Origin of the sequence: Streptomyces sp. BJ20 (assembly GCF_022869105.1) — a bacterium.
Taxonomy (GTDB): Bacteria; Actinomycetota; Actinomycetes; order Streptomycetales; family Streptomycetaceae; genus Streptomyces; species Streptomyces griseoincarnatus.
Genome location: NZ_CP094918.1, coordinates 90559 through 117077, shown reverse-complemented (window position 1 = coordinate 117077; position 26519 = coordinate 90559). Strand labels below are relative to the sequence as shown.

Genomic DNA, 26519 nt, shown 5'->3' with positions numbered 1-26519 from the left:
GTCGCGAGACAAGCGAGACGAGAGAGACCTCCTGATGTCCGACAAGCCCTCCGTGCTGTTCGTCTGTGTCCACAACGCCGGCCGCTCGCAGATGGCCGCCGCGTGGCTGACCCACCTGGCCGGGGACCGCGTCGAGGTCCGTTCCGCCGGCTCGGACCCGGGCGCCAACGTCAACCCGGCCGCCGTGGAGGCGATGCGCGAGGTCGGCGTCGACATCTCCGCCGAGGTGCCGAAGGTGCTGACCGTGGACGCGGTCAGGGAGTCCGACGTCTGCATCACCATGGGCTGCGGCGACACCTGCCCGGTCTTCCCGGGCAAGCGGTATCTGGACTGGCAGCTGGACGACCCGGCCGGCCAGGGCGTCGAGGCCGTCCGCCCGATCCGCGACGAGATCAGGGTGCTGGTCGAGGACCTGATCAAGGAGATCGCGCCGCAGCCGCAATCATGAACACGGCGACGGACGTTCGCGAGGTACTCGTCATCGGCCCCCGGCACCGCGCTGCCGACCGCCGCCTCCAGGATCGCGCGGACCTCGTTCAGTCCGTCGTGGTCCACCGTGAACCAGGCTCGGGTACCGCGGCGCCCAAGGCTCGGCAGGCCGGCCTCCGTCAATCCTCAGGCGTTGACTGACGGCCAGTTGCCGGGAACCCCGGCCCTCGGCGCGACCGCGGACACACGCTTCGCCAGCCGGCTCGCGCGCGGTGCGGCTGCTGCCGCCGGCGCTGCCGGTCCTCGTCTTCACCCAGCTCGGCTCGCCGGCCGGTCTGCTGATGTCCGTCCCGGGCGGGGACGCTGACGCAGACGGCATACGCCTGGCCGGCGTTGGTGGTGCTCGTGGGGGGGAGGGGCGCTGGCGGCGGGGGCGGTCGCGTCGCGCGGGGGTCGCGTCGGTCCGGCGCGGGCGGAGGGAGGGCGGGGCGCTCGGGCGCGCCTGGGCCGGCACAGCGGAAGGGCCCGGGGCGACGACCCCGGACCCTTCCGTGCCGAGGCGGACGCGCCGTCAGCCGTGGTACTTGATGTAGCCGTTGCCGTCCTTGTCGTGCGCCTTCTTGGTGTAGGCGTGGATGTCGGCCGGCGTGCCGCCCGGCTTGTAGAAGTAGATCGTGTCCTTGTCGTTGTTCCACATGAAGTTGCAGTTCTGGCGGTACACGACGTTCTTGCCGTCCGAGTCGGTGCCCCGGCCCCCGCGCAGGTGGACGTAGTCGCCAGGCTCCAGGATGTGGTTCGACTTGAAGACGAAGGTGTTGCCGGCCTTGTCCCTGACCTTGTAGCCCTTCAGGTTCACCTTCGACTTCTTCGAGTAGTTCTTGATCGTCAGGTACTCGTTCTTCGTGTTCCCGCCGGAGCACTTGTTGGAGTCCCGCCCGGGGGCGTCGTACTGCACACCCTTGATCTTGAGCGCCGAGGAGTACTCGGCCGCGTGCGCCGGTATCGCCGCGGTGAGGGCGAGCGCGGCCACGGCGGCGGTGGTGGCGGCAGCGGAAACGGTGCGCCGGATGATCATGAGGTTCCCCCCTCAGTGGTGCGAATGGAGCATCCGGAGCCTACATAAGGTGTTCATGCGATGATGTCAACGTGAAGAATTTGTGACAGTCGGCCACTGAGGAAGTCCTCAGGCGCTCCTGACTGCCCTGCAACTGCCGTCCCGGAACGAGCAGTCGGCTGAGCGCCGCCGCGCCACGGGCCGGCGACGCCGGGCGGCCTAGCGGCCGCCCACGACCGGCAAGGGCGCCACCGGGCGGACCGCGGTGAACATGTCGCACGCGGAGCGGAACGCCGAGAGCAGGAGCAGCCACTCGTCGCAGCCCTGCCAGGGGGAAACGTCGGCGCCGCCTCCGCGGACCACTCGGAGGCCGTCGCCCGTCCGGGGGCGTGCGTCCGACGGCGCGTTCTCGTAGTGCGGTGTCCACACGTCGGCGCACACCTCGTTCGCGCATCCCGTCGCTGCCAGCCCGAAGGCGTTCTCGGACGCGGCCACACGCTTTTCGTCGGCGAAGACGTCGAGGATCTCGTCCTCGTCCGGTATCTCGTTGCCGCGGAAGGTGAGTGTGGTCGTGCCCGCTCGGGCCGCGTACTCCCACTCCGCCTCGCTCGGGAGCCGGAAGGGCAACGCCTCGAGCAGGGCGTCCAGATCGTCGTCCGTCACACGGGCCACGGTGCCCTCGGACTCGGCGTAGTCGTCCTCGTACTCGGGCAGCCAGTTCCGCATCTGCGCCACCGTCAGCGGGTGGCGGGCGATCAGGAAGGGCTCGACCCGCACCTCCCGCACCGGGCGCATCCGGGCGGCGCCGGCGAGGAAGTACTCGAGGGAGTTGCCCGAGGCGTCGGCCTCGCCGAGGGCGCGCAGCGCGTTCAGTTCCTCGTCGGACAGGCCCATGCGGAACGTCCCGCCGGGCACCTCCCGGAACACCACTCCCGAGGGAACGTGCCGCCACGCCGGTCTTCCGGCCACCGTCTCTTTCGACCACATGGCGCCGGACGGTAGCAACGGGGACTGACACACGGGTTCGAGTCGCCGGTCAGCCGCCCCCGTGGAACGGCCCACCGCCTCCGGTCTCGGCCGACGGTTCCGTCCGGCAGGCCGAGGTCGGGGACGTCATCGTCCAGGACGTGCCGGTGACCTGGAGGGTGGGGACGGGGCGGGCCGCTTCCTCGGGGGTGTCCGGCGGATGGGGGACCACCGTGGGGGACCGTGGGGAGGCGTAGCGGACCGTGCAGGTCAGCTGGAGGAGGGCCTCGCGGGTCACCGGCGTGGGAGTGTCCGGGAGGGTCACCGCGATCGTGAAGCCGTCGGTCACCGTCACCGACGGGGCGCCCGACAGGCGCGGGAGGTCCGTCGTCGCCGACATCGCCTCCTCCTTCTCGTTCGGGCCTTCGAGGAGGAGGCGGACCACCGAGGTCAGGTCGGCCGCGTCCGTCGCCGGGCGGGGGTACGCCGTCAGCTCGCCGTCCGTGAGGAAGAAGAGCGGGACGGTGGCCGGCGCCGCCGGTTCCTCCGTCGGGGCCGGCCCCGGCATCCCGGTCGCCGGGGCGCCCGCCTCGATGACGTCGGACGTCGGTACTCCGCACCCAGTCAGCGCCGTGAGCCCCATGAGGGCCACGAACAGCCTCGCCCCGCGTCCCTCTCCCCGCCCCACTCCCCGTCTCACTCCGCGCCTCTCTCGTCGTCCAGGTCCAGCGGCAGCTCCACCGTGAAGACCGCCCCGCCGCCCGGGTGGTTCACCGCGTGGATACGGCCGCCGTGGAGGCGGACGTTCTCCGCTGTGATGGCCAGGCCGAGGCCGCTGCTGTCCCCGTCCCCGCTGCCGTTCCCGCTCCTCGTCCGTGAGGTGCTCGCCTTGTAGAACCGCTCGAAGATGTGCGGCAGCACCTCCTCCGCGATGCCCGGGCCGTTGTCGGTCACCTCGAGGACGGCCCTGTCCTCCCGCCCTCGCAGGGTCACCCGGACCGGCGGTTCGCCGTGGCGCAGGGCGTTGCCGACCAGGTTGGCGGTCACCACGTCGAGCCGGCGCGGGTCGACGCGGGCGCGGAGCTCGCCCGGGGCGGGCAGCCGCAGTTCGACCTCCTCCGGGCGCCAGCGGGAGGCGACCGTGCGCCGGACGGACTCGGCGAGGTCGATGTCGTCGCGGTTGAGCCGCGCCGCGCCCGCGTCGAAGCGGGAGATCTCCATCAGGTCCTCGACCAGCACGCTCAGCCGCTGCGTGCCCTCGCTGACGAGCCGCAGCGCCTCACCCGTCTCGCCCTCCACCCGCTGGTCCAGCACGTCGGTGACGGCCGTCATCGCCGCCAGCGGGGTACGCAGTTCGTGGGAGACGTCCGCCACGAAACGGCGGCCGCGCGCCTCCAGGCGCCGCAGCTCCGCCACCGTCCGCTCCAGTTCGGCGGCCGTCTCGTTGAACGAGCGGGAGAGGTCGGCCAGTTCGTCGGAGCCGGTCACCTCGAGCCGTACGTCGAGCCGGCCCGCGGCCATCTTGCGCGTCGCCCCGCGCAGGGCCCGTACGGGGCGCAGTACGCCGCTCGCGGCCAGCAGCGCCAGGACGACGGCGAGACACAGCGCCACCAGGGTGGCCCGTTCGATGCCGCTGACCATCGCCTCGACGTACCCCTCCTCCGCGGTCTGCGGCACCTCCAGGTACATCACCACCCCGGAGAGCCGCTGCACCTGGTCTTCGTCCGCCGTGTACGTCATGGGCATACCGACGAGGAGACGCGGGCTGCCGTCGACGTTCACCCGCTGGAACACCGCCGCGCGCCGCGTCCGCACGGAGCGCAGCATCTCGGGGCTGGGCTGGGTGAAGCGGGGCGTGGGGGCGTACGCGCGGCGGTCGCCGTAGGTGGCCATGACCCGCCAGCCCGACAGCCGGTTGTCGTGGATGATCTGGTTGACCGTCCACTGCAGGTCCGAGGCGGCGGGGGCGTGCGGGACGGCGGGCGCGACGGCCTCGACGCTCGCGCGGAAGCGGTTGATGACGGAGTCCTGGCTCTGCTGGAGGACTCCCGTGCGCGCCTCGCGGAAGGCGAGGGCGCCGGTGCCGAGGGAGCTGGCCATGGCGACCAGGACGAAGGAGATCAGGAGGCGGGAGCGCAGGCCGCGCAGGGGGAGCGGGATGCGGGACACCACCGCGCGGAGGAGGCGGCGGGGGCCGGCGAGCGGCGCCAGGCCCGGGTCCGGGTCCGGGTCCGGGTCTGAAGTGTTCCGCGCATGCGGGGTGTTCCGCGGCTCCGGGGTGTTCCCCTGCTCCAGGGCGTTCCGCGGCTCCGCGGACGGGTCGACCCTCACGCGCGGCCGGCGCCGAAGCGGTAGCCGAAGCCGCGGACGGTCTGCACGTAGCGCGGGTCCTTGCCCTCGCCGAGCTTGTTGCGCAGGCGCTTCACGCAGGCGTCCACGAGGCGTATGTCGCCGTGGTAGCCGTGCTCCCAGACCGCTTCCAGCAGTTGCTGGCGGCTGAACACCTGGCCCGGGGACGCGGACAGGGTGAGCAGCAGGCGCAGTTCGGAGGGGGCGAGGGTGACGGGCTCGCCCCGGTGGGTCACCTCCAGCCCGGCGCGGTCGACGACGAGGTCGCCGTGCGTCTCCGGCCGGGGCCGGGCGCCGTCCGGCGGGGAGGCGTCCTGTCTGCGCAGGACGGCGCGTATGCGCGCGTCGAGGACCCGCGCCTGCACGGGCTTCACCACGTAGTCGTCCGCCCCCGTCTCCAGGCCGAGGACGACATCGATGTCGTCGCCCCGTGCCGTGACCATGATGACCGGCACCTGGTCGCGCTCCCTGATCCGGCGGCACACGTCCAGGCCGGACATGCCGGGCAGCATCAGGTCGAGCACGACGACGTCGGGACGGACGGCGCGGAGCTGCTCCAGCCCCTCCTCGCCCGTCTCCACCGCGACGACCTCGTGCCCCTGGTGCCGCAGGCCCAGACGCACGGCCTGTCGCACGATGGAGTCGTCCTCGACGATCAGGATCCGTGGCATTGCGGCAGTGTAAGCAGGGCAGGGTGAGCAGGAGACGCGGACGCCCTGGATCCCGGACAACGGACCGCCGTTACCGTTCCGTGATCTCGTGGGCTCAGGGCGATCAACTGGGACGACCAGATTGACCTGCCATGCGTTCAGCACGAGATTCGGTGCGTGAGGGGCCATCCGCACCCCCCACCGGCAGAAGCGCGGCCGCTCGCCGCACCGGCGGGCGACGGCCGTCCTCCCGCCGCCGCGTACGCCCCCGCAGACGGGGGCGTGTGCTGCTGACCGTGCTGCTCGCGGTGGCGCTGTTGGGCGCGGGTGCCTTCCTGCGGGACGGGCTGTGGGACGGGGGCGACGCACGGCAGGGTGCTCCGGACGCACGACCCTCGCGGGCCACCCCCACGCCTGCCTCTCCTCCGTCACCGCCCCCCGCCCGCACTACGGCCTCCCCCTCCCCGACCCGGACCACGACCGAGGTGCCGGAGCGGGGCAGCGGGACGTTCGTCACCGCGCGGTCGGGCGGGGAGACGGTGGGCGAGGGGTCCCGGCCGCTGCGGTACGTCGTGGAGGTCGAGGAGGGGCTGGACGTCTCGCCGTCGGAGGCGGCCGACGAGATCGCCGGGATCCTTGCCGCCCCGCGCGGCTGGACCCACGACCCGGACAACGCGTTCCGGCTGGTGGGCGCGGGCGCCCCGCACGACCTCTCGATCAAGATCGCCACCCCCGCCACGGCGGACGCCCTGTGCTGGGAGGGCATCGGGCAGGACACCGGGGGCGAGTACAACTGCGAGGTGCCGGACGGGGTGGTGGTGAACCTCCGGCGCTGGGTCGAGGGCTCCCCCACCTTCGACGGGCCGATCCACGACTACCGCGCGCTGATCATCAACCACGAGATGGGCCACTTCCTCGGCCACTCCCACATGACCTGCGGCGGAGAGGGGCGGCTCGCGCCCGTGATGATGCAGCAGATCAAGGGCCTCCACGGCTGCGTGGCCAACGCCTGGCCGTACGACGAGGACGGCCGCCTCGTCACCGGACCGGCCGCGTGACGCCCTGCCCTCGTCGGGGCGGCCCCGACCGGCCCACCTCCGCCGTGGAATCTGAGTACCCGTACGGATGCGCGCCGCGCCGGGTGCGGCGCAGGGTGGGCGTATGCGTCGACTCCTGCTGCTCACACCGGTGTTGCTGGCTCTCACGGCGTGCGGACTGATCGAGTCGGGCGACGAGAAGGCGGCCGGCGTCGCACGCGCGGAGGCCACGGACGTCGGCAAGCGCCTGGACAGCCAACGGCCGCGCACGGCCGACGAAGTGGGGTACGCGGCGTCGGCCATGGACGGGGTGGAGGTGCTGCGGGTCACGGGCGCCGAAACGCACGAAGGGGAGGGTGTCGAGCTGATCGTCCGCACCACCGGTTCGGCGCTCGAGTCGGGCCTCGACGCGCAGACGATCACCGTGCGGCGGTGCTTCTCCCTACGGGTGTCGCCGAGCGTGGAGTGGGGCGAGGAGGCCCGGGAGGCCGACTGCCCCGACGGCCCGCCCCTCCGCTTCGCCCCGCCGCCGGAACCGCCCCAGGTGCCGTTCGACGCGGTCGGCTCGCACCTGCCGCGCGTCCCGGAGGGCGGCCGCGTGGACGAGGCCGAGGTGCGCCGCGTCCTCGCCTCACTGGACATGGACCCGGCGATCACGACAGAGGTGCGGACGGAGGACGGCCGCGTCGGCATCCTGCTGTCCCCGCCGTCCGACGGCTACTCCCCCACGGACTGCGTCCTGGCCGTCGTCGGCCCCGGCGAGACGGACGTCTGGATGCCTCCCCGCGTCCAACGCATGCCCGGCGAAGGCGGCTGCTCGGCCCGCAACGCCCTGCACCCACTGCCGCCGCCGCACTGAGCCGTCCCGGGGGCACCCCGAGCAGTGCCGCGGGCGCGCTGGTCACGACCTGGACCTCCGCGACTCCGCGAGCGACGCGGCGACCGGCGTCGGCGTCGGGCTCGTCATCGCCCTCCGGGCCGCCGCCGACGTCGTCCTCGGCACCACCTACGGCCTCCACCGCCCAGCCTCGCCACCCGGGGTACCTGAAACAACGCGCGCCCGTGTGGGGCCGCCCCGGTTGTGCAGCGGGGCGGCCCCGCACGGGCGCGCGCCAAGCGGGTCAGTGCTTGAACGCGTCCTTCGTCTTCTCCTTGGCCTCGCGGGCGTCACCCTTGCTCTTCGTGGCCTGGCCCTCCGACTCCATGCGCTCGTCCCCGGCGGCGCGTCCCAGGGCCTCCTGGGCCTTGCCCTTCGCCTGCTCGGTCTTCGCCTTGGCCTTCTCACCGGCACTCACGGGACATGCCTCCTCGTAGCATTCGGGCACTGTGTCGTGAGCTGACGGGTGCCCCCACTTCTCCTTCACAAACAAGGCGACGGAGAGGTGTGTGGCTGCGGGTCGAGGGCAAACGGAGCGGCAGGAGGTCGATAACTATGGTTCCCTTGCTGCTCGTTCTGCTTCTCGCCCTGATCCTTTTCGGCGCCGGCTTCGCCGTGAAGGTCCTGTGGTGGATCGCCATCGCGGTCCTCGTGATCTGGCTGCTCGGCTTCGTCATGCGCTCCACGAACGCGGGCGGTGGTCGCGGCCGCTGGTACCGCTGGTGACGCGCCGCACCGCGCCACCGCACCACCCCCCGGGGGCCCGGTCACCACGGTGACCGGGCCCCCGGTCCGTGCGAGGCCCCCCTTCTGTCCGCGAACGTCCCCGGATGTGTCCGTGATCCGTAACGGACGCATCCGGGGACGTCCGTGTCCCGTCCTGCCCAGTGGTTCCCGGAGAAGTCCGGGACGCGGGCGACGAGCGACAGCAGGAAAGCGGGGCGGGACATGGCGCGGCACGGCGGTGGACGGAGCTGGTACGGCAAGGTGGTCGGGGCCGCGCTCGGGGTGACGATGCTCGCCGTCGGCGCCTCGGTGTACACCGCCCAGGCCGACGTCGTGAACGGCACCCCGGAGGCCGGCGCGTCCGCGAAGCCCGCCGCCGTGAAGCGGGTCTCCTCCACGATCGCGCACGCCTCCGACGCGGGCCCGCGCGGCGTCAACATCACCATCGACGACGGCCCCGACCCGCGCTGGACGCCCCAGGTGCTGGAGCTGCTGCGCGAGGAGGGCGTGAAGGCCACCTTCTGCCTCACCGGCATCCAGGCGCAGGCCCATCCCGACCTGGTCAAGGAGATCGTCGCGGACGGGCACGTGCTGTGCGACCACTCCGTCTCCCACGACACCGCCATGGACCGGAAGTCCGAGGCGTACCAGTCGAAGGAGATCCTCGACGCCGAGCGCATGATCACCGAGGCGTCCGGCGGCGTCCGTCCCCTCTACTACCGCGCGCCCGGCGGTGCGTTCACCCCGCACAGCCGCGCCGTCGCCGCCTCCCGCGGCATGCGCCCGCTGGGCTGGAACGTCGACACCAAGGACTTCGAGCAGCCGGGCGCGGACTCCATCGTCGAGACCGTGCGGCGGGAGCTGCCCAACGGCCCGACGATCCTCTTCCACGACGCCGGAGGCGACCGCGCGCAGACCGTCGAGGCGCTGCGCCGCGTGCTGCCCTGGCTGAAGGAGGAGGGCCGCTCCTTCGGCTTCCCGGTGCGTTGACCGTCCGCAACAATCGCGTTTCAGGGCAGACCCGCCTGTTCAGGATGGAGCGGCGCCAGGCAGACTCAGGGCCGTACACCCGTCGACGAAGGATGGCTCGTTCATGATCACGCTGACCAAGGAAGACGGCCCCGCGGACCTGGACGGGGTCACGCACCTCTCCATCGGCGTCTCCTGGGACCCGACCGCCGGAGCCAGCGGCGGAGTGCTCGGCAAGCTGCGCCGCAAGACCGGTACGGACCTCGACCTGATCGCCATCGCCATGTCCGGCAGCGACCCGGTGCGGCTGGCCGGCCTGGACTCGCTCGACCCGATGGGCAACGGCTCCCTCCTGCACAGCGGCGACAACCAGACCGGTCACGGTGACGGCGACGACGAGACGGTGACCGTCGAGTTCTCCCGCCTGCCCGGCGCGATCACCGCGATCGTGTTCGTCGCGGCCGCCTACAAGAAGGGCAGCTCCTTCCAGAAGGCCCGCAACATCAGCTTCAAGGTCTACGACTCCACCGGCGGCAGCAGCCAGCAGGTCGCCGACATCTGGCCGAGCATGCTCAGCCAGGACAACGGCTGCGCCGTCGCCAAGGCCGTGAAGGTCGGCAACAGCTGGAAGCTCCAGGTGATCAACGAGACCGGCAAGATCAAGCAGGGTGACGAGCACGCCCTGATGCGGTTCGCCGTCAGCAAGTAGGCGCGTGGGCAAGCAGGGAAACGGGCGGCCACGACACCGGCTGGGGGGTGTCGTGGCCGCCCTCCCCCGTTCCCCCGTTCCCCCGTTCCCCCGTTCCCCCGTTCCCCCGTTCCCCCGTTCCCCCGTTCCCCCGTCAGGGAAGCGTGGCGTAGACGCGGCCTTCCGTGTCGCGGACGGTGACCGGCGCCTCGACACCCGAGTGGGTGACGGCGTACCAGACGCCCCACCCCGGCCGGCCGGGCAACTCCAGCAGCTTGCCGCGCACCGGGCCGTCCTCCGACGCGACCTCGACGACCGACGCCGTCCCCTCACCGCCGTAGTAGACGCCCGAGGCCAGCACCCTGCCGTCCGTCCCCTCGATCTGCAACGAGACTCCGGGCCTCGTCCTGTCGATGTTGCCGTCCACCACGCTTCGGAACTGGTCCTCCTCCGGGACGTCCGGCGTCGTCCAGTGCTTCCCCTCCTCCGTCAGCCACAGCACGAACCCCGGCGCCGCCGTCACCCGCTCGCCCGGTTCGACGATGCGCGGCGTCGGCGCGGACACGGTCGGTGAGGCGGACGGCGCGGGCGAGGCGGACACCGTGGCGGCCGGGCGCGTCACCCGGTCGCCGTCGTCCGGGCCGTGCAGCGTGACGAAGGCAAGCGGCGCCAGGAGCACGGCGCAGCCCGCGCCGAGCACGGTCGTACGGCGCCTGCGGCGGATCATCCGGCCGCGGCGTTCCACTGCGGCCAGCGGCACCCGGGACGGGGTGACGTCGTACGCGGCGGCGGCCAGGGCCTCGCGCAGGCGTCCGGTCTCGGCGGGCTCGGCGTCCCGTTCCGCTCCGGGGTCGAGGTGATTCATGGGCGGGCTCCGGGAAGGGGGTGCGGGCGCTCGGCGGCGGCGAACGCGGGATGGGAGCGCAGGGCCTCGAGACCGCGCCGCGCGTGCGTCTTGACCGTGCCGGGCGAGCAGTTGAGCACCTCGGCGATGGCGGTCTCCGGCAGGTCCTCCCAGTACCGCAGCACCAGCACCGTCCGCTGCCGGGTGGACAGCGAGCCGAGCGCCTCGGTGATCGCGGCGCGGGACTCGACGGACTCGGCGTGACCCTGGTCGGACTGGTGCACCCGCTCCGGCAGGAACGGCATCAGCAGATGCGTGACCCGGCGTCTGCGGGTCCGGCTGATGTTGTTGTTGACCAGGGAGCGCCGGACGTAGAAGTCGACTTCGTCCGGCGGGAGGCGTCCCCAGCGGGCGTACACCTTGGCCAGCGTGGTCTGCACGAGATCCTCGGCCTCGTGGAAGTCCCCGGTGAGCAGGAGGGCGGTCCGCACCAGACGGGCCCAGGCCGCGCCCGCGTAGGCGGCGAAGTCGGGGTGTTCCGGCAAGGCGGCGGACGTCTCGTGCGGCACGGACAGGTTCCTCTGCGTCGGGTATGGGGGAGTCGGCCGGGGCGGGGGACCGGCCGGTCCCCCGCCCGCGGGGTCAGCGCAGCGAGATCGAGGCGTAGACCTTGCCCTTGGTGTTGCGGACCGTCACCTTCGAGACGAAACTCCAGGAGCCGTCGTTCGGTACGGGCTCGGCGACGGCGTACCAGACGCCCCACCCGGGACGGCCGGGCAGCTCGATGAGCTCGCCCTGAAGGGTTCCGGCGGCCGTACGGAGCTCGACGCTGGACGCCGTGCCCTTGCCGCCGTAGTACAGGCCGGAGAGGTAGACGCGCTCCGGGGTGCCCTCGGACTGGACGGAGACGCCGGGGCTGCTCAGGTCGACGTTGCCGTCGACGACGCTGCGGAACTGGCCCTCCGGCATGTCCGGCGTGGTCCAGTGCTTGCCCTCGGGCGTCAGCCACAGCTCGAAGCCCGGCGCGCCGGTGACGCGCTCGCCCGGCTGGACGATGCGAGGCGTGGGGGCGTGCTTCGCCGCGGCCGCGGGGGCGGCGGCCGGGGCGGCCGCCGTCACCGTCGCGGAGTGCGGTGCCCGGCCGGCCGTGTCGTGGGGCGCCGCGTACGACACCGTGGCCATGCCGGCCACCGCGGCCGTGACGGCCGCACCGGCCAGGTACTTCAGGGTCCGCTTCATGCGGGCAACTCCTCGTGGAACACGGGGCCCTTGCGGGCCCAGGCGGTCTGTCGGACGGAGGGCGCCTCTCCATCCGTACAAACCCCGGACCCCCGCCCGCCGGATGACACCCGCCGGGGAGTTTTCCACCGGGCCGCCGTGTTCGGCCGCCGGCCCACGTCGTTCACCGTGCACCCGCGTCGACCCGCCGCCCGGCTCCGTGCCGGTCCTCTCCACCGACGGGGTCGAGGCGCCCGGCACCGGCCTCCTGGACCCCGTCGACGCGCTCGCCGCGCGGCCTGCCGGCGCCGGTGACCTGGAGGCGGAGGGTCTCGCCGACGTGCTCGTCGACGACGTACGGCGCGGCGCGCACCGCGGTGACGACGTGGCGGTGCCGGTGCTGCGGGCGCGGTGACCCGACCGGCCGAGTTGCCGCGCGCGGGTGATGCGAGAAGGTGAGAAGGCCGGAAGGGGAATGGCCCGCGAAGGGAGTGTGCCGTGCCGGACGGTCCCGTCGACGACGCCGCGGTGCTGGACGCGCTGTTCGCCGGCTCACCCCAGGGGTTGTTCGTGCTCGACGCCGACCGCAAGGTCACCCGGTACAACCCGTCCGCGCGCGGCGTGCGCGCCCTGCCGTCCGAAGACGTCGTCGGCCACGACGTGCGGGACTTCGCGCCCGACACGGAACCGGTGCTGGGGCTGCTGATCGACGAGGTGCTCACGACCGGTGAGCCGGTACGCGGACGGCTGCTGCGGGGCCGTTCCCCGTCCGACCCGGGCCGGACGCTCGCCGTGGAGGTGTCCCTGTTCCCGCTGCGCGGCGGGCCCGGTCTGGTGGGGGTGGTGGAGGACGTGACCGAGCGGCAGGCCTCGGCGGACCGCCTCGCCGTGCTCAGCGCGGTGCACCGGACCGTCGGCGCCACGCTCGACGTGCGGGCCACGGCGGACGCCCTGGTCGACGCGCTGGTGCCGGATTTCGCCGACGCGGCCTCCGTGGACCTGCTGGACGACGACCTCTCCGGGGCGGCGCCCCCGTCCGGTCCCCTGCCGACGTCCGTGCCGCTGCGCCGCATCGCGTTCGCCGCCCCCGACTCCGTCGAGCCGTCCCGGCGCACCGGCGACAGCCGTCCCTTCCCGTACCCCACGCCGTACACGCAGGCCCTCAGCGACGCGCAGGCGCGGCTGGTGCAGGTCACTCCGGACGACCCGTGGCTGGCGACGGACCCGGACGGCTTCGCCGCCCTGCTCGGGCGGAAGGTCCACTCCATGATCGTCGCGCCGCTCACCGCGCGGGACACCGTGCTGGGGCTGCTGACGCTGTACCGCGGCCGCGTCGACGCCTTCGAGGACGCCGACCTGGACGTGGCCCGGCAGGCCGCCGCCACCGCGGCCGTGCACCTGGACAACGCGCGCAGCTACCGTCGTGAGCACGCCGTGGCGTCCACCCTCCAGCGACGGCTCCAGCCGGGCGTGACCCCGCGGCTGTCGGCGGTGGAGACAGCGCACGTGTATCTGCCGGAGAGCGCGGGCGGGGCCTGGTTCGACGTCATCCCCCTGTCCGGGACCCGGGTGGCGCTGGTCGTCGGGGACGTCGCCGGTCACGGCATCGAGGCCGCGGCCGCCATGGGGCAGCTGCGGGTCGCGCTGCGCACCCTGGCGCTGCAGGACCTGGAGACCGACGAGGTGCTGACCCATCTGGACGAGGTCGCCGGGCAGCTCACGGCCGTCGACTCCAGCGGGGCACACCCCTACCTGGCGACCTGCGCGGTCACCGTCTACGACCCGGTCTCCCGGCAGTGCACCATGACGCGGGCCGGACACCCCGCCCCCGTCCTGGTCGATCCGGACGGCTCGCCGATCCACGTGGAGGTGCCGCTCGGCCCGCCACTGGGCTCGGAGGGCGGCGCCGCGTACGTCCCGGCGGTCACCCAGCTCCCGCCGGGCTGCCTCATCGCGCACGTCACCAACGGGCTGCTGGGAGCGGAGGAGGACGGCGACGGCGACGCGGACGCCGTGCACCGCCTGCAGCACGTGCTGGCCACCCCGTCGCGGCCGCTCCAAGAGCTGTGCGACACCGCCGTCTACCGCATGGCACCCTCGCGCCACGACGACGCCGTCCTGCTGCTCGCCCGCACCGAGTGCCTGCCGCCCGACCGGATCGGCGACTGGACGCTGCCCGCGGACGCCTCCGTCGTCGGCACGGCCCGCCGGCTCGTCGGCCAGCAGCTCGCCGCCTGGGGTCTCGACGACTGCGCCTTCACCACCGAGATCATCGTCAGCGAACTCGTCACCAACGCGATCCTGCACGGCGAGGGCCCGGTCCGGCTGCGCCTCATCCACGACGAGGGACGCCTGCTCGCCGAGGTGACGGACGCGAGCAGCGCGGGCCCTCACCTCCGCCACGCCCGCGCCGGCGACGAGGGCGGACGCGGCCTGTACATCGTGATGCGCCTCAGCGCCCACTGGGGCGTACGCCACGGCCGCCAGGACAAGACGATCTGGTCCGAACAGCGCCTGGGCGAGAAGACGCCGGACGACCTCTTCGCGGCGGTGGACGTGTTCGACACGGCGGGGATGTGAGGGGCGCTTCCGAGTCACCTAGTCCGCGCGATCACCCGGGGCGCGGGGTGGGGGCGCCGGGGCGCGGAGTACAGCGAGCCGTCCGGACGGGGCCCCTCCGCCCGGGCTCCGCGTGCCCGAGCGCCCGGGTGCGGGTGCGGTGCGCGCAGACCGTGCGCGCGGCTCCGGTCCACACGCGCACCATGTGGTGCGGACAGGACCCCTCCGCCTGCGCTCCGCGTGCCCGAGCCCGGGTGCGGGTGCGGTACGCGAAGACCGTGCGCGCGGCTCCGATCCACACGCACACCATGTGGTGCGGACAGGACCCCTCCGCCTGCGCTCCGCGTGCCCGAGCCCGGGTGCGGGTGCGGTACGCGAAGACCGTGCGCGCGGCTCCGATCCACACGCGCACCATGTGGTGCGGACAGGACCCCTCCGCCTGCGCTCCGTGCGCCCGGGTGCGGATGCGGTACGCGCAGACCGTGCGCGCGGCTCCGATCCACACGCACACCATGTGGTGCGGACAGGACCCCTCCGCCTGCGCTCCGCATGCCCGAGCGCCCGGGTGCGGATGCGGTGCGCCGCGATGCGCGCAGGCCCTGCGCGCGGCTCCGGTCCACACGCGCGCCATGTGCAGCGGCGTCTCCCGCACGCCTGGGGTGCCGTGTCGCTCCCAGGTGTCCGGCGGGCCGTCGGGACCGGCGCCGGTCGGCGGGTCCCTCGCGCGCGGCAGCTGCCGCCCCCGGGTGCGCGCGCTGTGCCGCCACGGCGCCCAGCCCCTCGTCGGGCAGGCATCGGCAACGGCCCTCCTTCCCGTGGACGCCCGTGCGTGCGCCGAGGTGGGCGCAGGCGGGCCGACGCCGGGCCCGACATGCACCCCGTGCCGCGGCGGCTCCCGCGTCCCGGTGCCTGTCGACAGCGGCGGGGCGAGCGCGGCGCCGTCCTCGGCAGGTGCGCCCTCGCCTCCTCCCGCGTCAGCGCTTCCCGCCGCGCAGGCGGCGGGAGCACCAGGCGATGAGCGCCGCGTTGACGAGTGCTCCCGCCGCCACGGCGAGGACGAAGGCGGGCGGGCCACCCGGGAGGGCCAGGGCGGCGATGCTGACCGGGGCCGTGGCGAGGACCGGGATGACGCCCGCCAGGGACGCGTCCTCGTTCTCACCCGCGCTCGCTGCGAACGCCCACACCGTGAGGGCGGCGCAGATGCCCAGGTAGGCGAGGGCGAAGGCGTCGCCGTAGAGGCGGCGGAGGAGCGGGCGGTCCGGGTGTCCGGTCATGGGGAAGGACTCCTCGTCGGCGCCTGGGTCGGCATGTTCATGTTCCCCGGTCGGATGCCCGCACACCTCACGGCCCGCCGGAGCGGCGGGCGCGTGAGGTGCGGACCGTGAGGGGGCAGTCAGGCCGCCGACTCCGGTGCCGGGGCCGGTGCCGGGGCCGCGGATCCCGCCGGGGCGGGGTGGGTGACCCGGCGACGGCGGCCGGGGAGGCCCAGGGTCGGGTGGGCGACACCCCAGGCCGCGCCCTTGCAGACCAGCTCCTTGTAGAGGGCCGCGACGCGGCCGGTCAGCGCGGCGCTCTTCGCACGGTCGTCGGCGGTGACGTACTGGATGAGTCCGTCCTTGCGGCCGAGCGAGATGCACTGGTTGAAGTACCGCAGCGGCACGTGCGGCAGCTTGCCGCCGGTCAGGCGGGCCGCGATCGCGTCGGCGGCCTGCCACGCGGTGGGTGTTCCGGTCGCGCACGACATCCGCAGCGGCTTGTCGCCGGGCCCCTGCACCAGCGCCGCGTCGCCGACGGCGTACACGTCCGGGTGCGAGACCGAGCGCATGGTGTCGTCGACCACGATCTGACCGGTGTCACCGACCTTCAGGGTCGTCGCGCGGGCGATGGGGTGGACGGCGAAGCCGGCGGTCCACACGGTGAGCGCGGACGGCAGGACCGTCCCGTCCGCGGTGACCACGCGGCCGTCCTCCACGGCCGTGACCTCGGCGTCCTCCCGCGCGGTGATGCCGAGCCGGTCGAACACCGCCCGCAGATGGCCCTGCCCCTTGGGCGACAGCCAGTCGCCGAGGCCGGTGCGGGCGGCGAGGGTGACCTCCAGGTCCGGTCGCGACTCGGCGATCTCGGTGGCCGCCTCCAGGCCGGTGAGGCCGCCGCCCACCACGACCACGGGCTGCCCGGCGGCGAGAGCCGCCAGCCGCTCACGCACCCGCAGCGCGCCGGCCCGTCCGGCGATCTCGTGGGCGTGCTCGGCGGCGCCGGGGACGCCGTGGTCGTCCCAGCGGCTGCCGAGGGCGTAGACGAGCGTGTCGTACGCCAGTTCCTCGGCGCCGCCGTCGGCGGTGACGGCGACGACCTTGCGGTCGACGTCGACGGCGGTGACCCGGGCGACCTTCAGGTCGACGCCGGTCCCGGCGAGCACGTCGGCCAGCGGCCGGTGCGGGAGCTCACGTCCGGTGGCCAGCTCGTGGTTGCGGACCCGCTCGACGAAGTCGGGCTCGGCGTTGACGAGGGTGAGGGAGACGTCGTCACGGTGCAGCCGCCTGGCCAGGCGTCCGGCGGCGGAGGCTCCGGCGTATCCGGCTCCGAGGACGATGATGCGGTGCTGCATGGCAGGCTCCTGTCGTCGACTGGTTCGCCCCTTGAACCGGGCAGCCCGCCGATCCCTGACACCTCCCCTATGTGACCTACGTCACATGACGCTGGGGTCAGTAGACGGCCCTCACCAGCGGCTCTCCGTGGTCGGCGGCGGCCCACCGCTCCGCCACACGCTCCAGCTTGTCGGGGTTGACCTGGCTGCGGACCGCCGCGATGCCGTCCTCCGCGACCTCCAGGCACATCACGCCGATCACCCGGCCGTCGACGACCGCCACGACGGCCGGATCGCCGTTCGCGGTCGCCGCGTACAGCTCGGGCGACCCGCCCGCCACGGCGCGCTTCCCGGCTCCCGGCGTGAACAGGCCCCGCAGGAACGTGGCCACCGCCTTGACTCCCTCGAACGCCTTCGCGCGCGCCGGCACCTTCCCGCCGCCGTCGCCGACCGCGACGGCGTCCCGCGTGAGCAGCGCGACCAGCGGCTCGGTCCGTCCGCTGGTCGCGGCCGCGAGGAACTCCTCGACGACCCGCCGCGCCTCGGCCTCGTCGATCTCCCGGCGCGCCCTGCCCCGCGCCACATGCTTCCTCGCCCGGTGCAGGATCTGCTGACTGGCGGCCTCGCTGACGTCGAGGATCCCGGCGATCTCCTTGTGTGCGTAGCCGAACGCCTCCCGGAGCACGTACACCGCGCGCTCGTCCGGGGACAGCCGCTCCAGCAGCACGAGCATCGCGTACGACACCGACTCCCGCTGCTCGGCGGTGTCGGCGGGCCCCAGCATGGGGTCCCCGGCGACCAGCGGCTCGGGCAGCCACTGACCCACGTACGTCTCGCGCCGGGCGCGCGCCGAGGTGAGCTGGTTGAGGCAGATGTTGGTGAGCACCTTGGTCAGCCACGCCTCGGGCACCTCGATCCGCCCGGTGTCCGCGCCCTGCCAGCGCAGATACGTCTCCTGCACGGCGTCCTCGGCCTCGCTCGCGGAGCCGAGGAGACGGTAGGCGATGGCCTCGAGACGGGGCTTGGCGGCCAGGAACCGGTTCACGTCGCTCGTGGGCGCAGACATGCCGTGATCCTAAGCACGACCCCGGCGCCCGCGCCCGCCCTCACGCCCGGCCGCCGGGCCCGCCCTCACATCCGGCGCCCGCGCCCACGGCCGCACCCGGCCGCCGCGCCCGCCCTCACGCCCAGCCGCCGCGCCCACCTTCACGCCCGGTCGCCGCGCCCACCTTCACGTCCGGTTGCCGGGCCCGCCTTCACGCCCGCCCTCACGCCCGGCGCCCGCGCCCACGGCCGCTCCCGCCGCGGCGCCGCGCGGTCAGCCCTTCTCCGCGAGGGTGTGGGCGACCAGGGCGTTGGCGTGCCCGTGGCCCAGGCCGTGCTCGGTCTTGAGCCAGGCGACCAGCTCCATGTGCCGGGTCAGCGGCGAGGAGCGGACGAGCTCCTTCCACTCGGCCACGGGACGGCCGTACTTCTTCTCGATGGACGGGAAATAGCCGGCGGGGCCCTTCACCTGTGCGCTCATGACGACCGGTCCTCTCTCCGCTCGCGGACACCTACGCCCATGAAGACCGGAGGGAGGACCTGAACCGATCGGCGGGCGGACGTGACCCGCGTCACTCTCAGCCGGTGAGCCCGATCTCCGCGCAGTCGTCCGCGTGCGCCGGGGTGCAGATGTCCTTGACGGTGTAGACGCCGTCCGCGATCACGGTGTCCTCGATGTTCTCCCGGGTGAGGGCGACCACCGGCACCAGCATCGCCGGGATGTCCTTCTGCGACCGGCTGTCGACGTCGTCCTGGGCGAGCGCGTCGAACTGGATCGCCCGGTCCTGCACCTTCGCCACCGCCATGTCCGCGGCCCCGGTCGCCTCCAGCAGGAACGACTTGTACACCGTCATGTACTGGGTGCCGGAGACGACCCGCCGCACCGCCTCCAGGTCCGCGTCCTGCCCGGTCACCGGCGGCAGTTCGCTGAGCCCCGCCTGCTGGAGCTCCTCGATGACGGCGCCGGCCATGCCGTCGTTCGCGGAGTAGACGGCGGCGACGTTCCCCGCGCCGACCTTCTTGATCGCCTTGCGCATGTTCTCCGCCGCGACCTCCGGCAGCCACTTCTCGGTGTCGTACGACGCGGCGATGTCCACCGCGCCGTCCAGCTCGCCCAGCGCGCCCCTCTTGAACAGCGCGGTGTTCGGGTCGGCGGGCTCGCCGTTCATCATGACGACCTTCTTGTTCTCGGCCTTCTCACCGAGCGCGTTGACCAGGGCGCGGCCCTGCACCTCGCCGACGAGTTCGTTGTCGTGCGAGACGTACGCGTCGATCGGGCCCTCGGCGAGCCGGTCGTAGGCGATGACGGGTATGCCCGCCCGCTTGGCCACGCGCACGTCGGGCGCGACGGCGGACGCGTCCACCGCGTCCACGAGGATGACGTCGACCTTCCGGCCGATCATCTGCCGGAACTGCTCGCTCTGCTTCTCCTTGCTGCCGTCGGCGTTGGCGTAGAGGACCTCGCCCTGCTGGTTGGTCTGCGAGGCGATGCGCTCCTTGATGAGCGGGTAGTCGAACTGCTCGAACCGCGCCGTGTCCCGGTCGGGCAGGAGCAGGCCCACGGTGATGTCGTGGTCGACGCGCGCGTCCGGGCTGTCGTCGGCGTCACCCGATCCGAGCGCACCGCAGGCGGTGAGGGAGAGGGCCGTGAGGGAAGCGGTCAGCAGCAGGGCACAACGGCGTGCGGCGGCAGCGGTGGTACGGGGCTTCAAGGTGGGGGTGCCTTCCGGGCGGGGCGTGCGGCATGGGCGTGCGGCATGGGGGTGGGGCTGGACGGCCGACGCGGTACTCCGTGCGGCGTCGGGGCCGGCGTCCGGCCGGGCCCAGAACGTTGCTCAGCAGTGTGTCCGGTGTGCGGTGGTGCGGCACGCGTGCTCACGACCTTCACCCCGGGCACGCCGAGAATGTGCGCAGGAGCGGCACACGGGCTGCACACAGCGGGCCGTGGGCCTGGCTAGCGTGGCTGTTCCCTGCCCGGACCCGGCCGGCCGCGCCTGCGTGGACGCCCGGTACGACACCTCAGGAAGACAGCGGATGGACTACTGCTCCACGTGTCGCCGGCACCTGAACGGCGCCCTGGTCTGCCCGGGTTGTGGCGCCTACGCCCCCGACATCGCCCCCGACACGGTGGGCGGCCACCGCGTCCCCGGACGGGCGGCGACGGCGGGGCCGGCCTACCGCGCCGCCGAAGAACCCGCGGAGGGCGGGTGGTTCACCGCTCCCGCCCGGTCCACGGAGACGCCGTGGCCCCACGACGGTCTGCGGCCCGTCGGTTCCGCACGGCCCACCGGCTCCACGGGGCCCGACGAGGTCGCGCCACCCGTCGGGTCCGCAGGCGCCACGCGACCCCTCGACGGCGCACGGGCGGGCGATGCCCCGCGCCCCGTCGGCGCCGGCCGGGCGGGTGGGACGTCCCCGCGCTCCAGCGGCGCCGCACGGTCCGCCGAGACCGCGCCCCCCGCCGAAGGCATACGTTCCGTCGTCCCCGCCCGCCGTGCCGAGGCCGCGGTGTTCGCCGCCCCGGCGCGGCCCGCCGAGACCGCGCGGCACGAGGAGACCGTCGGCCCCGCCGCCGACACCCCGCGTGCCCTGCCGGCAGGCGCCGGCACCGGACGTGCCGCGCGGCGGCGGCAGTCGGCGCGCTGGAAGAAGACGCAGCGACGCGCCCTGGTCACCACGGCCGTGGCGCTCGTCGGCGGCGGCATCACCCTCGCCTCGACGGACCGGGGCGGCAGCGACCGTACCCAGGCCGCCCCCGCGCCCGACCTGCACGGCATGGGCGGCACCGGCGGCACCACGGACGAGGCGGCCGACGCCCCGTCCGCCTCCCCGGACCGTACGACCGCCCCGCCGCGGACCGAGGACCGCCGCGGCACCGCGCGCCCCGAGGCCGCGCCCACCACCACACCCCCGTCCGGCACCCGCACCGACGGCGCCGCCGCCACCGAGGTGCCCGCCGGGGGACGTTCGGACGCGTCCGAGTCGGTGTCCCGTTCCGGTGACCGCTCCGGGGCGAGCCAGGGCACCGGCGGCACGGCCCCGAGCTCCGGCGGCTCGACGGCCCCCACACGCCCCTCCTCGCCCCCGCCCTCCGCCGACGACGGCAGCGGCGACACGGACGGCGACGGCGGTTCGGGCCAGGGCGACGGTTCGGCCGCCCAGCCGGCGCCCGGCACCCCGCCGCCCGCCGACGAGCCGCGCGATCCCCGTCTCTGCCTGCTGGTGATCTGCCTCGGCTGACCGCACCGCCCCGACCGGCGGTCCGGGCGGGGACTGCGGGACAATCGCGACATGAGCGTCGTCAAGATCAACGTACTCACGGTTCCCGAGGACCAGCGCGAGACCCTGGAGAAGCGGTTCGCCGCGCGGGCCGGGGCGGTGGAGAGCTCGGACGGCTTCGAGTGGTTCGAGCTGCTCCGCCCGGTCGAGGGCACCGACACCTACCTCGTCTACACCCGCTGGCGCAGCGAGGAGGACTTCGAGCGCTGGAGGGACGGTCGCGGCCAGGCCGCCCACGCCGGCCCGCAGGGCGACAAGCCGCGTCCGGCGGCCACCGACGCGACCCTGTGGTCCTTCGAGGTGGTCCAGCAGGCGGCGCCCCGCCAGGGCTGACCGGCGGACGTCACCGCAGCACGTCCAGCACCCGCCGCGCCGCCTCCGCCACCAGCTCGTCGCTGGGGGACGCGGCGCGGTCGGGGCGTTCCGTCAGCACCGACAGCATCAGCGGCGGACGTCCGCCGCCGGGCCACAGCACGGCCACGTCGTTGCACCGGCCCCAATCGCCGCTGCCGGTCTTGTCGCCCACCTTCCAGCCGCGGGGCGCGCCCGCCCGGATGCGGCGGTCGCCGGTCTTGTTGCGCACCAGCCAGTCGGTGAGCAGGGCGCGCCCGGCAGCGGGCAGGGCGTCGCCGAGGATCAAGGCCCGGTAGTCGGCGGCGATCGCGCGGGGCGTGGTGGTGTCGCGCGGGTCGCCGGGCGGGTTGCTGTTCAGCTCGGGTTCGGTGTGGTCCAGCCGTGTCACCCGGTCGCCCAGCCGGCGCGCGTACGCGGTGACGCCGCGCGGGCCGCCGATGTCCCGCAGCAGCAGATTGGCGGCCGTGTTGTCGCTGTACCGGACGGCCGCGTCGCACAGCTGCCGCAGTGTCATGCCCTCCCCGGTGTGCTTCTCGGTGACGGGCGAGTACGGCACCAGGTCGGCCGTGCCGTAGGTGATCCGTCCGTCCAGGCGGGCGCCGGGGCGGCGGTCCAGGACCGCGGCGGCGGCGAGGGTCTTGAACGTGGAGCAGAGCGCGAAGCGCTCGTCGGCGCGGTGGACGACGGTGGCGCCGGTGCCGGTGTCGACGGCGAACACCCCGAGCCGGGCGCCGTACTCGCGTTCCAGCGCGGCGAGGTTCCGGGGGCTGACCGGGGACGGTGTGCCGCGGCCGGCGGTCGCGGAGGAGCCGGAAGCCGGGGCGCGGTCGGGGGCGTCGGTGGCGCAGCCCGCCACGGGGACGAGGGCGGCGGTCAGCAGAAGCGAGCGGCGGGAGAGGCGTGCGGTCATGACGGGACGTCCTTCGACGGTGGGAGCATGGCTCAGGAGCTGGGGGCGGCGGACAGCAGGGCGTGCAGCACGGGTCCGGCCGAGCCGCCGCCGGTGACGCCCTCCTCGACGACGCAGGCAACGGCGACTCCGTCGCGGTGGGCCACCATCCAGCCGTTGTTCTCCTGCTCGTCGGAGACCTCGGCGGTGCCGGTCTTCCCGCCGACCTCCCCGGCCAGCGGGGCCAGGGCGCGCGCGGTGCCCTCGGTGACCGTGGCCCGCAGCAGTGTGCGGAGCTGGGTGACGACGCGGGGCGGCAGCGGCTCGGTGTCAGTGGTGTCCTCGGTGCCCTCGACGAGCGCGGGCTGGTGGAAGCGGCCGGTGACGGCCGTCGCGGTGACCGACGCCATGATCAGCGGGTTGGCCTGCACCCTGCCCTGGCCGATCATCGACGCGGCCTTCTCCGTCGCGTCCCGCGGCTCCGGCACGGACCCGTCGTACGAGGGGATGCCCACGTGCCAGGTCTGGCCGACCCCGAAGTACGTGCGCGCCACGTCCCCGAGCTCGCCGTCGCCGAGCCGGCCGCGCAGGCCGATGAAGGCGGTGTTGCAGGACTCGGTGAACGCCTTGCGGAAGGTGGCGCCCGGGTGGGCGGAGGTCTCGACGTTCTGGAACCGCTTGCCGACGGTGAGGTAGCGGGGGCAGTCCACGACGTCGTCCGGGGCGACCGCGTCCTTCAGCAGCAGGGCGCCGCTGGTGACGATCTTCCAGGTGGAGCCGGGGGCGTAGGTGCCGGAGACGGCGCGGTTGAAGCCGTCGGCCGGGGAGTTCGCCACGGCGAGGATCTGTCCGTCGTCCACGCGCAGGGCGACCAGCGCGGCGTTCTTCCCGCCGGCCTTCTTCAGCGCCTGCTCGGCGGCCGACTGCCAGCGTGCGTCGAGGGTCGTGCGCACGGGTCCCTCGTCCTCGGGCATCCGGGAGCCGAAGGACGCCTCGGTGCGGCGGACCTCCCCGGTGACGCGGTCGACGAGCAGCACCGCCCCGCGCGGCCCGCCGCCGTCCGTGGAGCGGTCGAGCTGGGCGAGGACCGGGCCCAGGGAGGGGTGGGCGGCGGCCGACAGGGTGCGGCCGTCACGGTCGTTCGCGCGGACCGGCTCGGCCTCCTCCCGCTCCAGGCGGAACTTCTCCGTGCCGCTGAGCCGCGGATGCACCAGCGACAGCCGCCAGTCCACCTTCCACTCGCCACCCCGCTTCCGCAGCGGCAGTTCGGCGGTGTACGTCCACGTGCCGAGGCCGGTGACGGGCATCCGCGCGGTGTACGGCACGGTGACGGCGCGTCCGTCGGACTCCTCGTCCTCCACGGGCTTCCCCGCGGTGAGCACCGGCTTCTCGATGTCGAGCCCGGCGGTGAAGCTGCTCAGCACCTCCTGGGCGCGGTCGGGTCCGGTGGTGCGGGCGGCGGCGTCCGGAAGGCGTCCGGCGGCCCAGTCGGCGAGGAACGCGCGCGCCTCGGCCACCGCCTCCGGGTCGGGTCCGGACTCGCCCGCGAAGGGGCCGAGCCCGGCGCCCCAGGCGCCGCCGACGGCGACCGCGGCGACCGTCGTGACGGCGACGAGCGCCTTGACCGCCGTGCGGGGACGGCGGCGGGGGCCGGTACGGGGAAGGTCGGGAAACGTGTGCATGCCCCGACCACAGCAGCGTCGAGGGCCGTCCGTCCAAGTCCGCTATCAATCATGGACCGATTAACACTCGATATGATTACTGGTCGTGGACCTGGTGCGGCACCTGGAGTGCTTCGTGGCTGTTGCAGAAGAGTCACACTTCGGCCGTGCCGCCGCCCGTCTCGGCATGGCCCAGCCTCCTCTCTCGCAGCGCGTCCAGCGGCTCGAACGAGAGCTGGGGGTGCGGCTGTTCGAGCGCACCAGCCGTCAGGTGCGGATCACGGAGGCCGGGAGGCTGCTGCTGGCCGAGGCGCGGGAGGTTCTGTCCCGCACGGAGTCGTTCCTCGCCGCCGCCCGCCGGGTGCGCGACGGCGAGACGGGGCTGCTGCGCGCCGCGCTGCCCCCGGACCTCTCCGGCGAGACCGTGGCCGCCCTGCTCGCCGACTTCGGGGAACGGCACGCCGGACTGGAACTGGAGCTGCACGAGCTGTCCACTGCGCAGCAGCTCGACCGGCTCGCCGTGCACGACCTGGACGTGGGCGTCGTCCACCACCCGTGCGACGTGACGGGTCTGGAGCTGGGCCCGGTGCTGCGCAGGGAGATGGGCGTGCTGTTGTCCGCCGGCGCCGCGGCGGCCGCCCTCGACGAGGTCCCGCTGCCCGCGCTGTCCGGCCGCGACCTGATCCTCTTCCCCCGTACGGCGGCCCCTGCCCTCTACGACGAGCTGCTGACCACCTGTGCCCGCGGCGGCTTCACCCCCGCCGCCGTACGCCACGGCCAGGGCACCAGCTTCGTCAAGGGCCTCGTGCTGTCCTCGGGGGCGGTGGCGCTGTGCCCGCGTGACGCGGCCCCGTCGGGGCAGGGGGACGGGGAGGCGGACGTCGTGTGGCGACCGCTGACCGGCGGGGCGCCCGCGCTGCGGCACTCCGCGGCCTGGCCGAAGGGGCGCGGCGACGCCGCCGTGCAGGCGTTCGCGGAGGCGGCCACGCACGCCCTGCGCACCGCCGCCGGCGCGGTCCCCGACGGGCCGGCCCGTCCCCTGCATCTGCGACCGGCATCGGAGTACTGGCTGTGACGGACGCCGTCGCCCGCATCCGCGCGGCCCTCACCGACGCCGGGGTCACCGGCTGGCTGCACGCCCTGGACATCGACTCCGGTGAGCAGCTCGACGCCGGGGCCGACCAGCCGGTGTGCACGGCGAGCGTCCACAAGCTGTGCCTGCTGGTCGCGCTGCACGAGCAGGCCGCGCGGGGCGCGCTGGACCTGGCCGAGCAGGTGGAGAGCGTGCCGGAGGGGCGGACGGCGGGGCCGACGGGGGTGGCGGCGATGCTGGACACCGCCCGGATGTCCCTGCGCGACCTCGCCTATCTGATGATGGCGGTCAGCGACAACGCGGCCGCCGACCTGCTGCTGCGCCGGGTGGGTCTGGACGCCGTGAACGCGACGACGGACCGGCTGGGCCTCACCCGGACGCGGGCCGTGCACTCCTTCGGCGAGATGCTGGCCACCGTCAAGGAGGACGCCGGGCCGGAGGGGGCGCGGGCGCTGGCCGATCCGCGGGTGGTGAGCCGGCTGCGGGCGCTGGACCCGGCGCGCACCAACCGCAGCACCCCACGGGACATGACCCGGCTGCTGGGTGCGGTGTGGCGGGACGAGGCGTGCACCCCGGAGCACGGCGCCGCCATGCGACGGATCATGGGACTTCAGGTGTGGCCGCACCGCCTGGCCTCGGGTTTTCCCTTCGACGACGTCCATGTCGCCGGAAAGACCGGCAGCCTGCCGACCCTGCGCAACGAGGTGGGCGTGGTCGAGTATCCGGACGGTGGCCGTTACGCGGTCGCCGTCTTCACCCGTACGGCGCACACGGCGGCCACGCTGCCGGCGGCCGACGCGGTGATCGGCACGGCGGCGCGGATCGCGGTGGACGCGCTGCGCGCGAGGGCGTTCCGCTCGTCGCGCTGACCGTCACGCCGGGAACAGCGGAGAACGTACCGGAGAAATGTCCGTGAACAAACGAGAAGCGGGTGCCCGCACATAACGTGCGAGCACCCGCTCATCCAAACCTGCGTGCAGGTCAGGAAGGTCAGGCGGGAACGATGTTCTCCGCCTGCGGGCCCTTCTGGCCCTGGGTGACGTCGAAGGTCACCTTCTGGCCTTCCTGGAGCTCGCGGTAGCCCGAGGTGGCGATGTTCGAGTAGTGGGCGAACACGTCAGCGCCGCCGCCGTCCTGCTCGATGAAGCCGAAGCCCTTTTCCGAGTTGAACCACTTGACCGTACCGGTGGCCATAATTTTCTCCTGAGACAGTGCGGGAATCGCACTTTACGAATCCCTACATCGT

General features: G+C 73.9%; 29 protein-coding genes. 12 read left to right on the top strand and 17 right to left on the bottom strand.

All coding sequences use genetic code 11. From position 1 onward, the window contains the following. Positions 1-34: 34 nt before the first annotated feature. Positions 35-448: an arsenate reductase ArsC gene (locus MTR79_RS00540; protein ID WP_086704394.1), complete on the top strand. Its 414-nt coding sequence runs from the start codon at positions 35-37 to the stop codon at positions 446-448. Between the two features lie 552 nt (positions 449-1000). On the opposite strand, the gene MTR79_RS00535 is transcribed toward MTR79_RS00540, so the two are convergent. The 5 genes from MTR79_RS00535 to MTR79_RS00515 all read right to left on the bottom strand — a co-directional run bounded on the left by MTR79_RS00535 (position 1001) and on the right by MTR79_RS00515 (position 5469). Continuing rightward, positions 1001-1504 (bottom strand): lamin tail domain-containing protein, encoded by a 504-nt coding sequence (locus MTR79_RS00535; RefSeq protein WP_122214404.1) that lies wholly within the window; start codon positions 1502-1504, stop codon positions 1001-1003. 198 nt (positions 1505-1702) lie between these two features. After that, positions 1703-2470 (bottom strand): SUMF1/EgtB/PvdO family nonheme iron enzyme, encoded by a 768-nt coding sequence (locus tag MTR79_RS00530; RefSeq protein WP_244788691.1) that lies wholly within the window; start codon positions 2468-2470, stop codon positions 1703-1705. Between the two features lie 49 nt (positions 2471-2519). Beyond that, positions 2520-3092, bottom strand: coding sequence for a hypothetical protein (locus MTR79_RS00525; RefSeq protein WP_244788689.1), 573 nt, complete (start codon positions 3090-3092; stop codon positions 2520-2522). Positions 3093-3145: 53 nt separating this feature from the next. Further along, positions 3146-4549: a HAMP domain-containing sensor histidine kinase gene (locus tag MTR79_RS00520; protein ID WP_244793011.1), complete on the bottom strand. Its 1404-nt coding sequence runs from the start codon at positions 4547-4549 to the stop codon at positions 3146-3148. Positions 4550-4776: 227 nt separating this feature from the next. Continuing rightward, the gene (locus MTR79_RS00515) at positions 4777-5469 is read right to left on the bottom strand and encodes a response regulator transcription factor (protein WP_102639107.1); all 693 of its coding nucleotides are present in this window, start codon (positions 5467-5469) and stop codon (positions 4777-4779) included. Positions 5470-5732: 263 nt separating this feature from the next. Between MTR79_RS00515 and MTR79_RS00510 the strand changes: the two genes are divergently transcribed. Together MTR79_RS00510 and MTR79_RS00505 are read left to right on the top strand one after the other, a co-directional pair. After that, on the top strand, positions 5733-6506 hold the full coding sequence (locus MTR79_RS00510) for a DUF3152 domain-containing protein (protein ID WP_244788687.1): 774 nt from the start codon (positions 5733-5735) through the stop codon (positions 6504-6506). A gap of 103 nt (positions 6507-6609) precedes the next feature. Beyond that, positions 6610-7344, top strand: coding sequence for a translation initiation factor IF-2 (locus MTR79_RS00505; RefSeq protein ID WP_244788685.1), 735 nt, complete (start codon positions 6610-6612; stop codon positions 7342-7344). Positions 7345-7606: 262 nt separating this feature from the next. Here the strand turns inward: MTR79_RS00505 and MTR79_RS00500 are convergent, their stop codons facing one another. Further along, on the bottom strand, positions 7607-7780 hold the full coding sequence (locus MTR79_RS00500; protein WP_086705152.1) for a CsbD family protein: 174 nt from the start codon (positions 7778-7780) through the stop codon (positions 7607-7609). 137 nt (positions 7781-7917) lie between these two features. Here MTR79_RS00500 and MTR79_RS00495 point away from each other — a divergent pair, with 137 nt between their 5' ends. From MTR79_RS00495 to MTR79_RS00485, 3 genes are all read left to right on the top strand, one after another. Beyond that, positions 7918-8088 carry a hypothetical protein gene (locus tag MTR79_RS00495; protein WP_033276627.1) on the top strand — a complete coding sequence of 57 codons (171 nt, stop codon included), beginning with the start codon at positions 7918-7920 and terminating at the stop codon, positions 8086-8088. A gap of 222 nt (positions 8089-8310) precedes the next feature. After that, positions 8311-9078 (top strand): polysaccharide deacetylase family protein, encoded by a 768-nt coding sequence (locus MTR79_RS00490; RefSeq protein ID WP_086705149.1) that lies wholly within the window; start codon positions 8311-8313, stop codon positions 9076-9078. Positions 9079-9181: 103 nt separating this feature from the next. After that, positions 9182-9766: a TerD family protein gene (locus MTR79_RS00485; protein ID WP_048457094.1), complete on the top strand. Its 585-nt coding sequence runs from the start codon at positions 9182-9184 to the stop codon at positions 9764-9766. A gap of 133 nt (positions 9767-9899) precedes the next feature. On the opposite strand, the gene MTR79_RS00480 is transcribed toward MTR79_RS00485, so the two are convergent. The 3 genes from MTR79_RS00480 to MTR79_RS00470 all read right to left on the bottom strand — a co-directional run bounded on the left by MTR79_RS00480 (position 9900) and on the right by MTR79_RS00470 (position 11828). Beyond that, positions 9900-10610 (bottom strand): hypothetical protein, encoded by a 711-nt coding sequence (locus MTR79_RS00480; RefSeq protein WP_189363809.1) that lies wholly within the window; start codon positions 10608-10610, stop codon positions 9900-9902. Then, a complete protein-coding gene (locus tag MTR79_RS00475) occupies positions 10607-11158 on the bottom strand; it encodes a SigE family RNA polymerase sigma factor (protein ID WP_244788683.1) in 552 nt (183 codons plus the stop codon). Before MTR79_RS00475 ends, MTR79_RS00480 begins: the two co-directional genes overlap by 4 nt. A 73-nt stretch (positions 11159-11231) precedes the next feature. Beyond that, positions 11232-11828: a hypothetical protein gene (locus MTR79_RS00470; RefSeq protein ID WP_244788681.1), complete on the bottom strand. Its 597-nt coding sequence runs from the start codon at positions 11826-11828 to the stop codon at positions 11232-11234. 199 nt (positions 11829-12027) lie between these two features. Here MTR79_RS00470 and MTR79_RS00465 point away from each other — a divergent pair, with 199 nt between their 5' ends. Beyond that, positions 12028-12222 carry a hypothetical protein gene (locus MTR79_RS00465; protein WP_346089396.1) on the top strand — a complete coding sequence of 65 codons (195 nt, stop codon included), beginning with the start codon at positions 12028-12030 and terminating at the stop codon, positions 12220-12222. An 83-nt stretch (positions 12223-12305) separates the two neighbouring features. After that, entirely contained in the window at positions 12306-14387 is a 2082-nt protein-coding gene (locus tag MTR79_RS00460) for a SpoIIE family protein phosphatase (protein ID WP_244788677.1), read from the top strand. A 953-nt stretch (positions 14388-15340) separates the two neighbouring features. Here MTR79_RS00460 and MTR79_RS00455 read toward each other — a convergent pair. The 5 genes from MTR79_RS00455 to MTR79_RS00435 form a co-directional block, all read right to left on the bottom strand. Then, entirely contained in the window at positions 15341-15640 is a 300-nt protein-coding gene (locus MTR79_RS00455; protein WP_086705518.1) for a hypothetical protein, read from the bottom strand. Between the two features lie 119 nt (positions 15641-15759). Continuing rightward, complete coding sequence (locus MTR79_RS00450) at positions 15760-16974, bottom strand: FAD-dependent oxidoreductase (protein ID WP_244788675.1); 1215 nt, start codon at positions 16972-16974, stop codon at positions 15760-15762. A 97-nt stretch (positions 16975-17071) separates the two neighbouring features. Then, a complete protein-coding gene (locus MTR79_RS00445) occupies positions 17072-18019 on the bottom strand; it encodes an RNA polymerase sigma-70 factor (RefSeq protein ID WP_244788673.1) in 948 nt (315 codons plus the stop codon). Positions 18020-18271: 252 nt separating this feature from the next. Then, positions 18272-18478 carry a DUF4287 domain-containing protein gene (locus MTR79_RS00440; protein WP_086705264.1) on the bottom strand — a complete coding sequence of 69 codons (207 nt, stop codon included), beginning with the start codon at positions 18476-18478 and terminating at the stop codon, positions 18272-18274. A 97-nt stretch (positions 18479-18575) separates the two neighbouring features. Further along, positions 18576-19709 (bottom strand): substrate-binding domain-containing protein, encoded by a 1134-nt coding sequence (locus MTR79_RS00435; protein ID WP_086705265.1) that lies wholly within the window; start codon positions 19707-19709, stop codon positions 18576-18578. 247 nt (positions 19710-19956) lie between these two features. Between MTR79_RS00435 and MTR79_RS00430 the strand changes: the two genes are divergently transcribed. Together MTR79_RS00430 and MTR79_RS00425 are read left to right on the top strand one after the other, a co-directional pair. Beyond that, positions 19957-21237, top strand: coding sequence for a hypothetical protein (locus MTR79_RS00430; RefSeq protein ID WP_244788671.1), 1281 nt, complete (start codon positions 19957-19959; stop codon positions 21235-21237). 51 nt (positions 21238-21288) lie between these two features. Then, entirely contained in the window at positions 21289-21609 is a 321-nt protein-coding gene (locus tag MTR79_RS00425; protein ID WP_048457106.1) for an antibiotic biosynthesis monooxygenase, read from the top strand. Positions 21610-21619: 10 nt separating this feature from the next. Here the strand turns inward: MTR79_RS00425 and bla are convergent, their stop codons facing one another. Beyond that, a complete protein-coding gene (gene bla, locus MTR79_RS00420) occupies positions 21620-22540 on the bottom strand; it encodes a class A beta-lactamase (RefSeq protein ID WP_086703839.1) in 921 nt (306 codons plus the stop codon). A gap of 32 nt (positions 22541-22572) precedes the next feature. Beyond that, complete coding sequence (locus MTR79_RS00415; protein WP_086703841.1) at positions 22573-24201, bottom strand: penicillin-binding transpeptidase domain-containing protein; 1629 nt, start codon at positions 24199-24201, stop codon at positions 22573-22575. An 85-nt stretch (positions 24202-24286) separates the two neighbouring features. On the opposite strand from MTR79_RS00415, the gene MTR79_RS00410 reads away from it, so the two are divergent. After that, entirely contained in the window at positions 24287-25255 is a 969-nt protein-coding gene (locus MTR79_RS00410; RefSeq protein ID WP_086703842.1) for a LysR substrate-binding domain-containing protein, read from the top strand. Beyond that, the gene (locus MTR79_RS00405; protein ID WP_086703843.1) at positions 25252-26142 is read left to right on the top strand and encodes a serine hydrolase; all 891 of its coding nucleotides are present in this window, start codon (positions 25252-25254) and stop codon (positions 26140-26142) included. Before MTR79_RS00410 ends, MTR79_RS00405 begins: the two co-directional genes overlap by 4 nt. Before the next feature lie 121 nt (positions 26143-26263). Here MTR79_RS00405 and MTR79_RS00400 read toward each other — a convergent pair whose 3' ends face one another. Further along, positions 26264-26467, bottom strand: a complete 204-nt coding sequence (locus MTR79_RS00400) for a cold-shock protein (protein ID WP_006134583.1) — start codon at positions 26465-26467, stop codon at positions 26264-26266. Between the last annotated feature and the right edge of the window lie 52 nt (positions 26468-26519).

Coding starts and splice junctions, on each gene's coding strand:
- MTR79_RS00445 (WP_244788673.1), bottom strand. CDS start 18,019: ATGTCTGCGCCCACGAGCGACGTGAACCGGTTCCTGGCCGCCAAGCCC.
- MTR79_RS00490 (WP_086705149.1), top strand. CDS start 8,311: ATGGCGCGGCACGGCGGTGGACGGAGCTGGTACGGCAAGGTGGTCGGG.
- MTR79_RS00480 (WP_189363809.1), bottom strand. CDS start 10,610: ATGAATCACCTCGACCCCGGAGCGGAACGGGACGCCGAGCCCGCCGAG.
- MTR79_RS00425 (WP_048457106.1), top strand. CDS start 21,289: ATGAGCGTCGTCAAGATCAACGTACTCACGGTTCCCGAGGACCAGCGC.
- MTR79_RS00400 (WP_006134583.1), bottom strand. CDS start 26,467: ATGGCCACCGGTACGGTCAAGTGGTTCAACTCGGAAAAGGGCTTCGGC.
- MTR79_RS00525 (WP_244788689.1), bottom strand. CDS start 3,092: ATGGGGCTCACGGCGCTGACTGGGTGCGGAGTACCGACGTCCGACGTC.
- MTR79_RS00455 (WP_086705518.1), bottom strand. CDS start 15,640: ATGACCGGACACCCGGACCGCCCGCTCCTCCGCCGCCTCTACGGCGAC.
- MTR79_RS00530 (WP_244788691.1), bottom strand. CDS start 2,470: ATGTGGTCGAAAGAGACGGTGGCCGGAAGACCGGCGTGGCGGCACGTT.
- MTR79_RS00535 (WP_122214404.1), bottom strand. CDS start 1,504: ATGATCATCCGGCGCACCGTTTCCGCTGCCGCCACCACCGCCGCCGTG.
- bla (WP_086703839.1), bottom strand. CDS start 22,540: ATGACCGCACGCCTCTCCCGCCGCTCGCTTCTGCTGACCGCCGCCCTC.
- MTR79_RS00415 (WP_086703841.1), bottom strand. CDS start 24,201: ATGCACACGTTTCCCGACCTTCCCCGTACCGGCCCCCGCCGCCGTCCC.
- MTR79_RS00495 (WP_033276627.1), top strand. CDS start 7,918: ATGGTTCCCTTGCTGCTCGTTCTGCTTCTCGCCCTGATCCTTTTCGGC.
- MTR79_RS00540 (WP_086704394.1), top strand. CDS start 35: ATGTCCGACAAGCCCTCCGTGCTGTTCGTCTGTGTCCACAACGCCGGC.
- MTR79_RS00520 (WP_244793011.1), bottom strand. CDS start 4,549: ATGGCCAGCTCCCTCGGCACCGGCGCCCTCGCCTTCCGCGAGGCGCGC.
- MTR79_RS00450 (WP_244788675.1), bottom strand. CDS start 16,974: ATGCAGCACCGCATCATCGTCCTCGGAGCCGGATACGCCGGAGCCTCC.
- MTR79_RS00515 (WP_102639107.1), bottom strand. CDS start 5,469: ATGCCACGGATCCTGATCGTCGAGGACGACTCCATCGTGCGACAGGCC.
- MTR79_RS00485 (WP_048457094.1), top strand. CDS start 9,182: ATGATCACGCTGACCAAGGAAGACGGCCCCGCGGACCTGGACGGGGTC.
- MTR79_RS00470 (WP_244788681.1), bottom strand. CDS start 11,828: ATGAAGCGGACCCTGAAGTACCTGGCCGGTGCGGCCGTCACGGCCGCG.
- MTR79_RS00505 (WP_244788685.1), top strand. CDS start 6,610: ATGCGTCGACTCCTGCTGCTCACACCGGTGTTGCTGGCTCTCACGGCG.
- MTR79_RS00440 (WP_086705264.1), bottom strand. CDS start 18,478: ATGAGCGCACAGGTGAAGGGCCCCGCCGGCTATTTCCCGTCCATCGAG.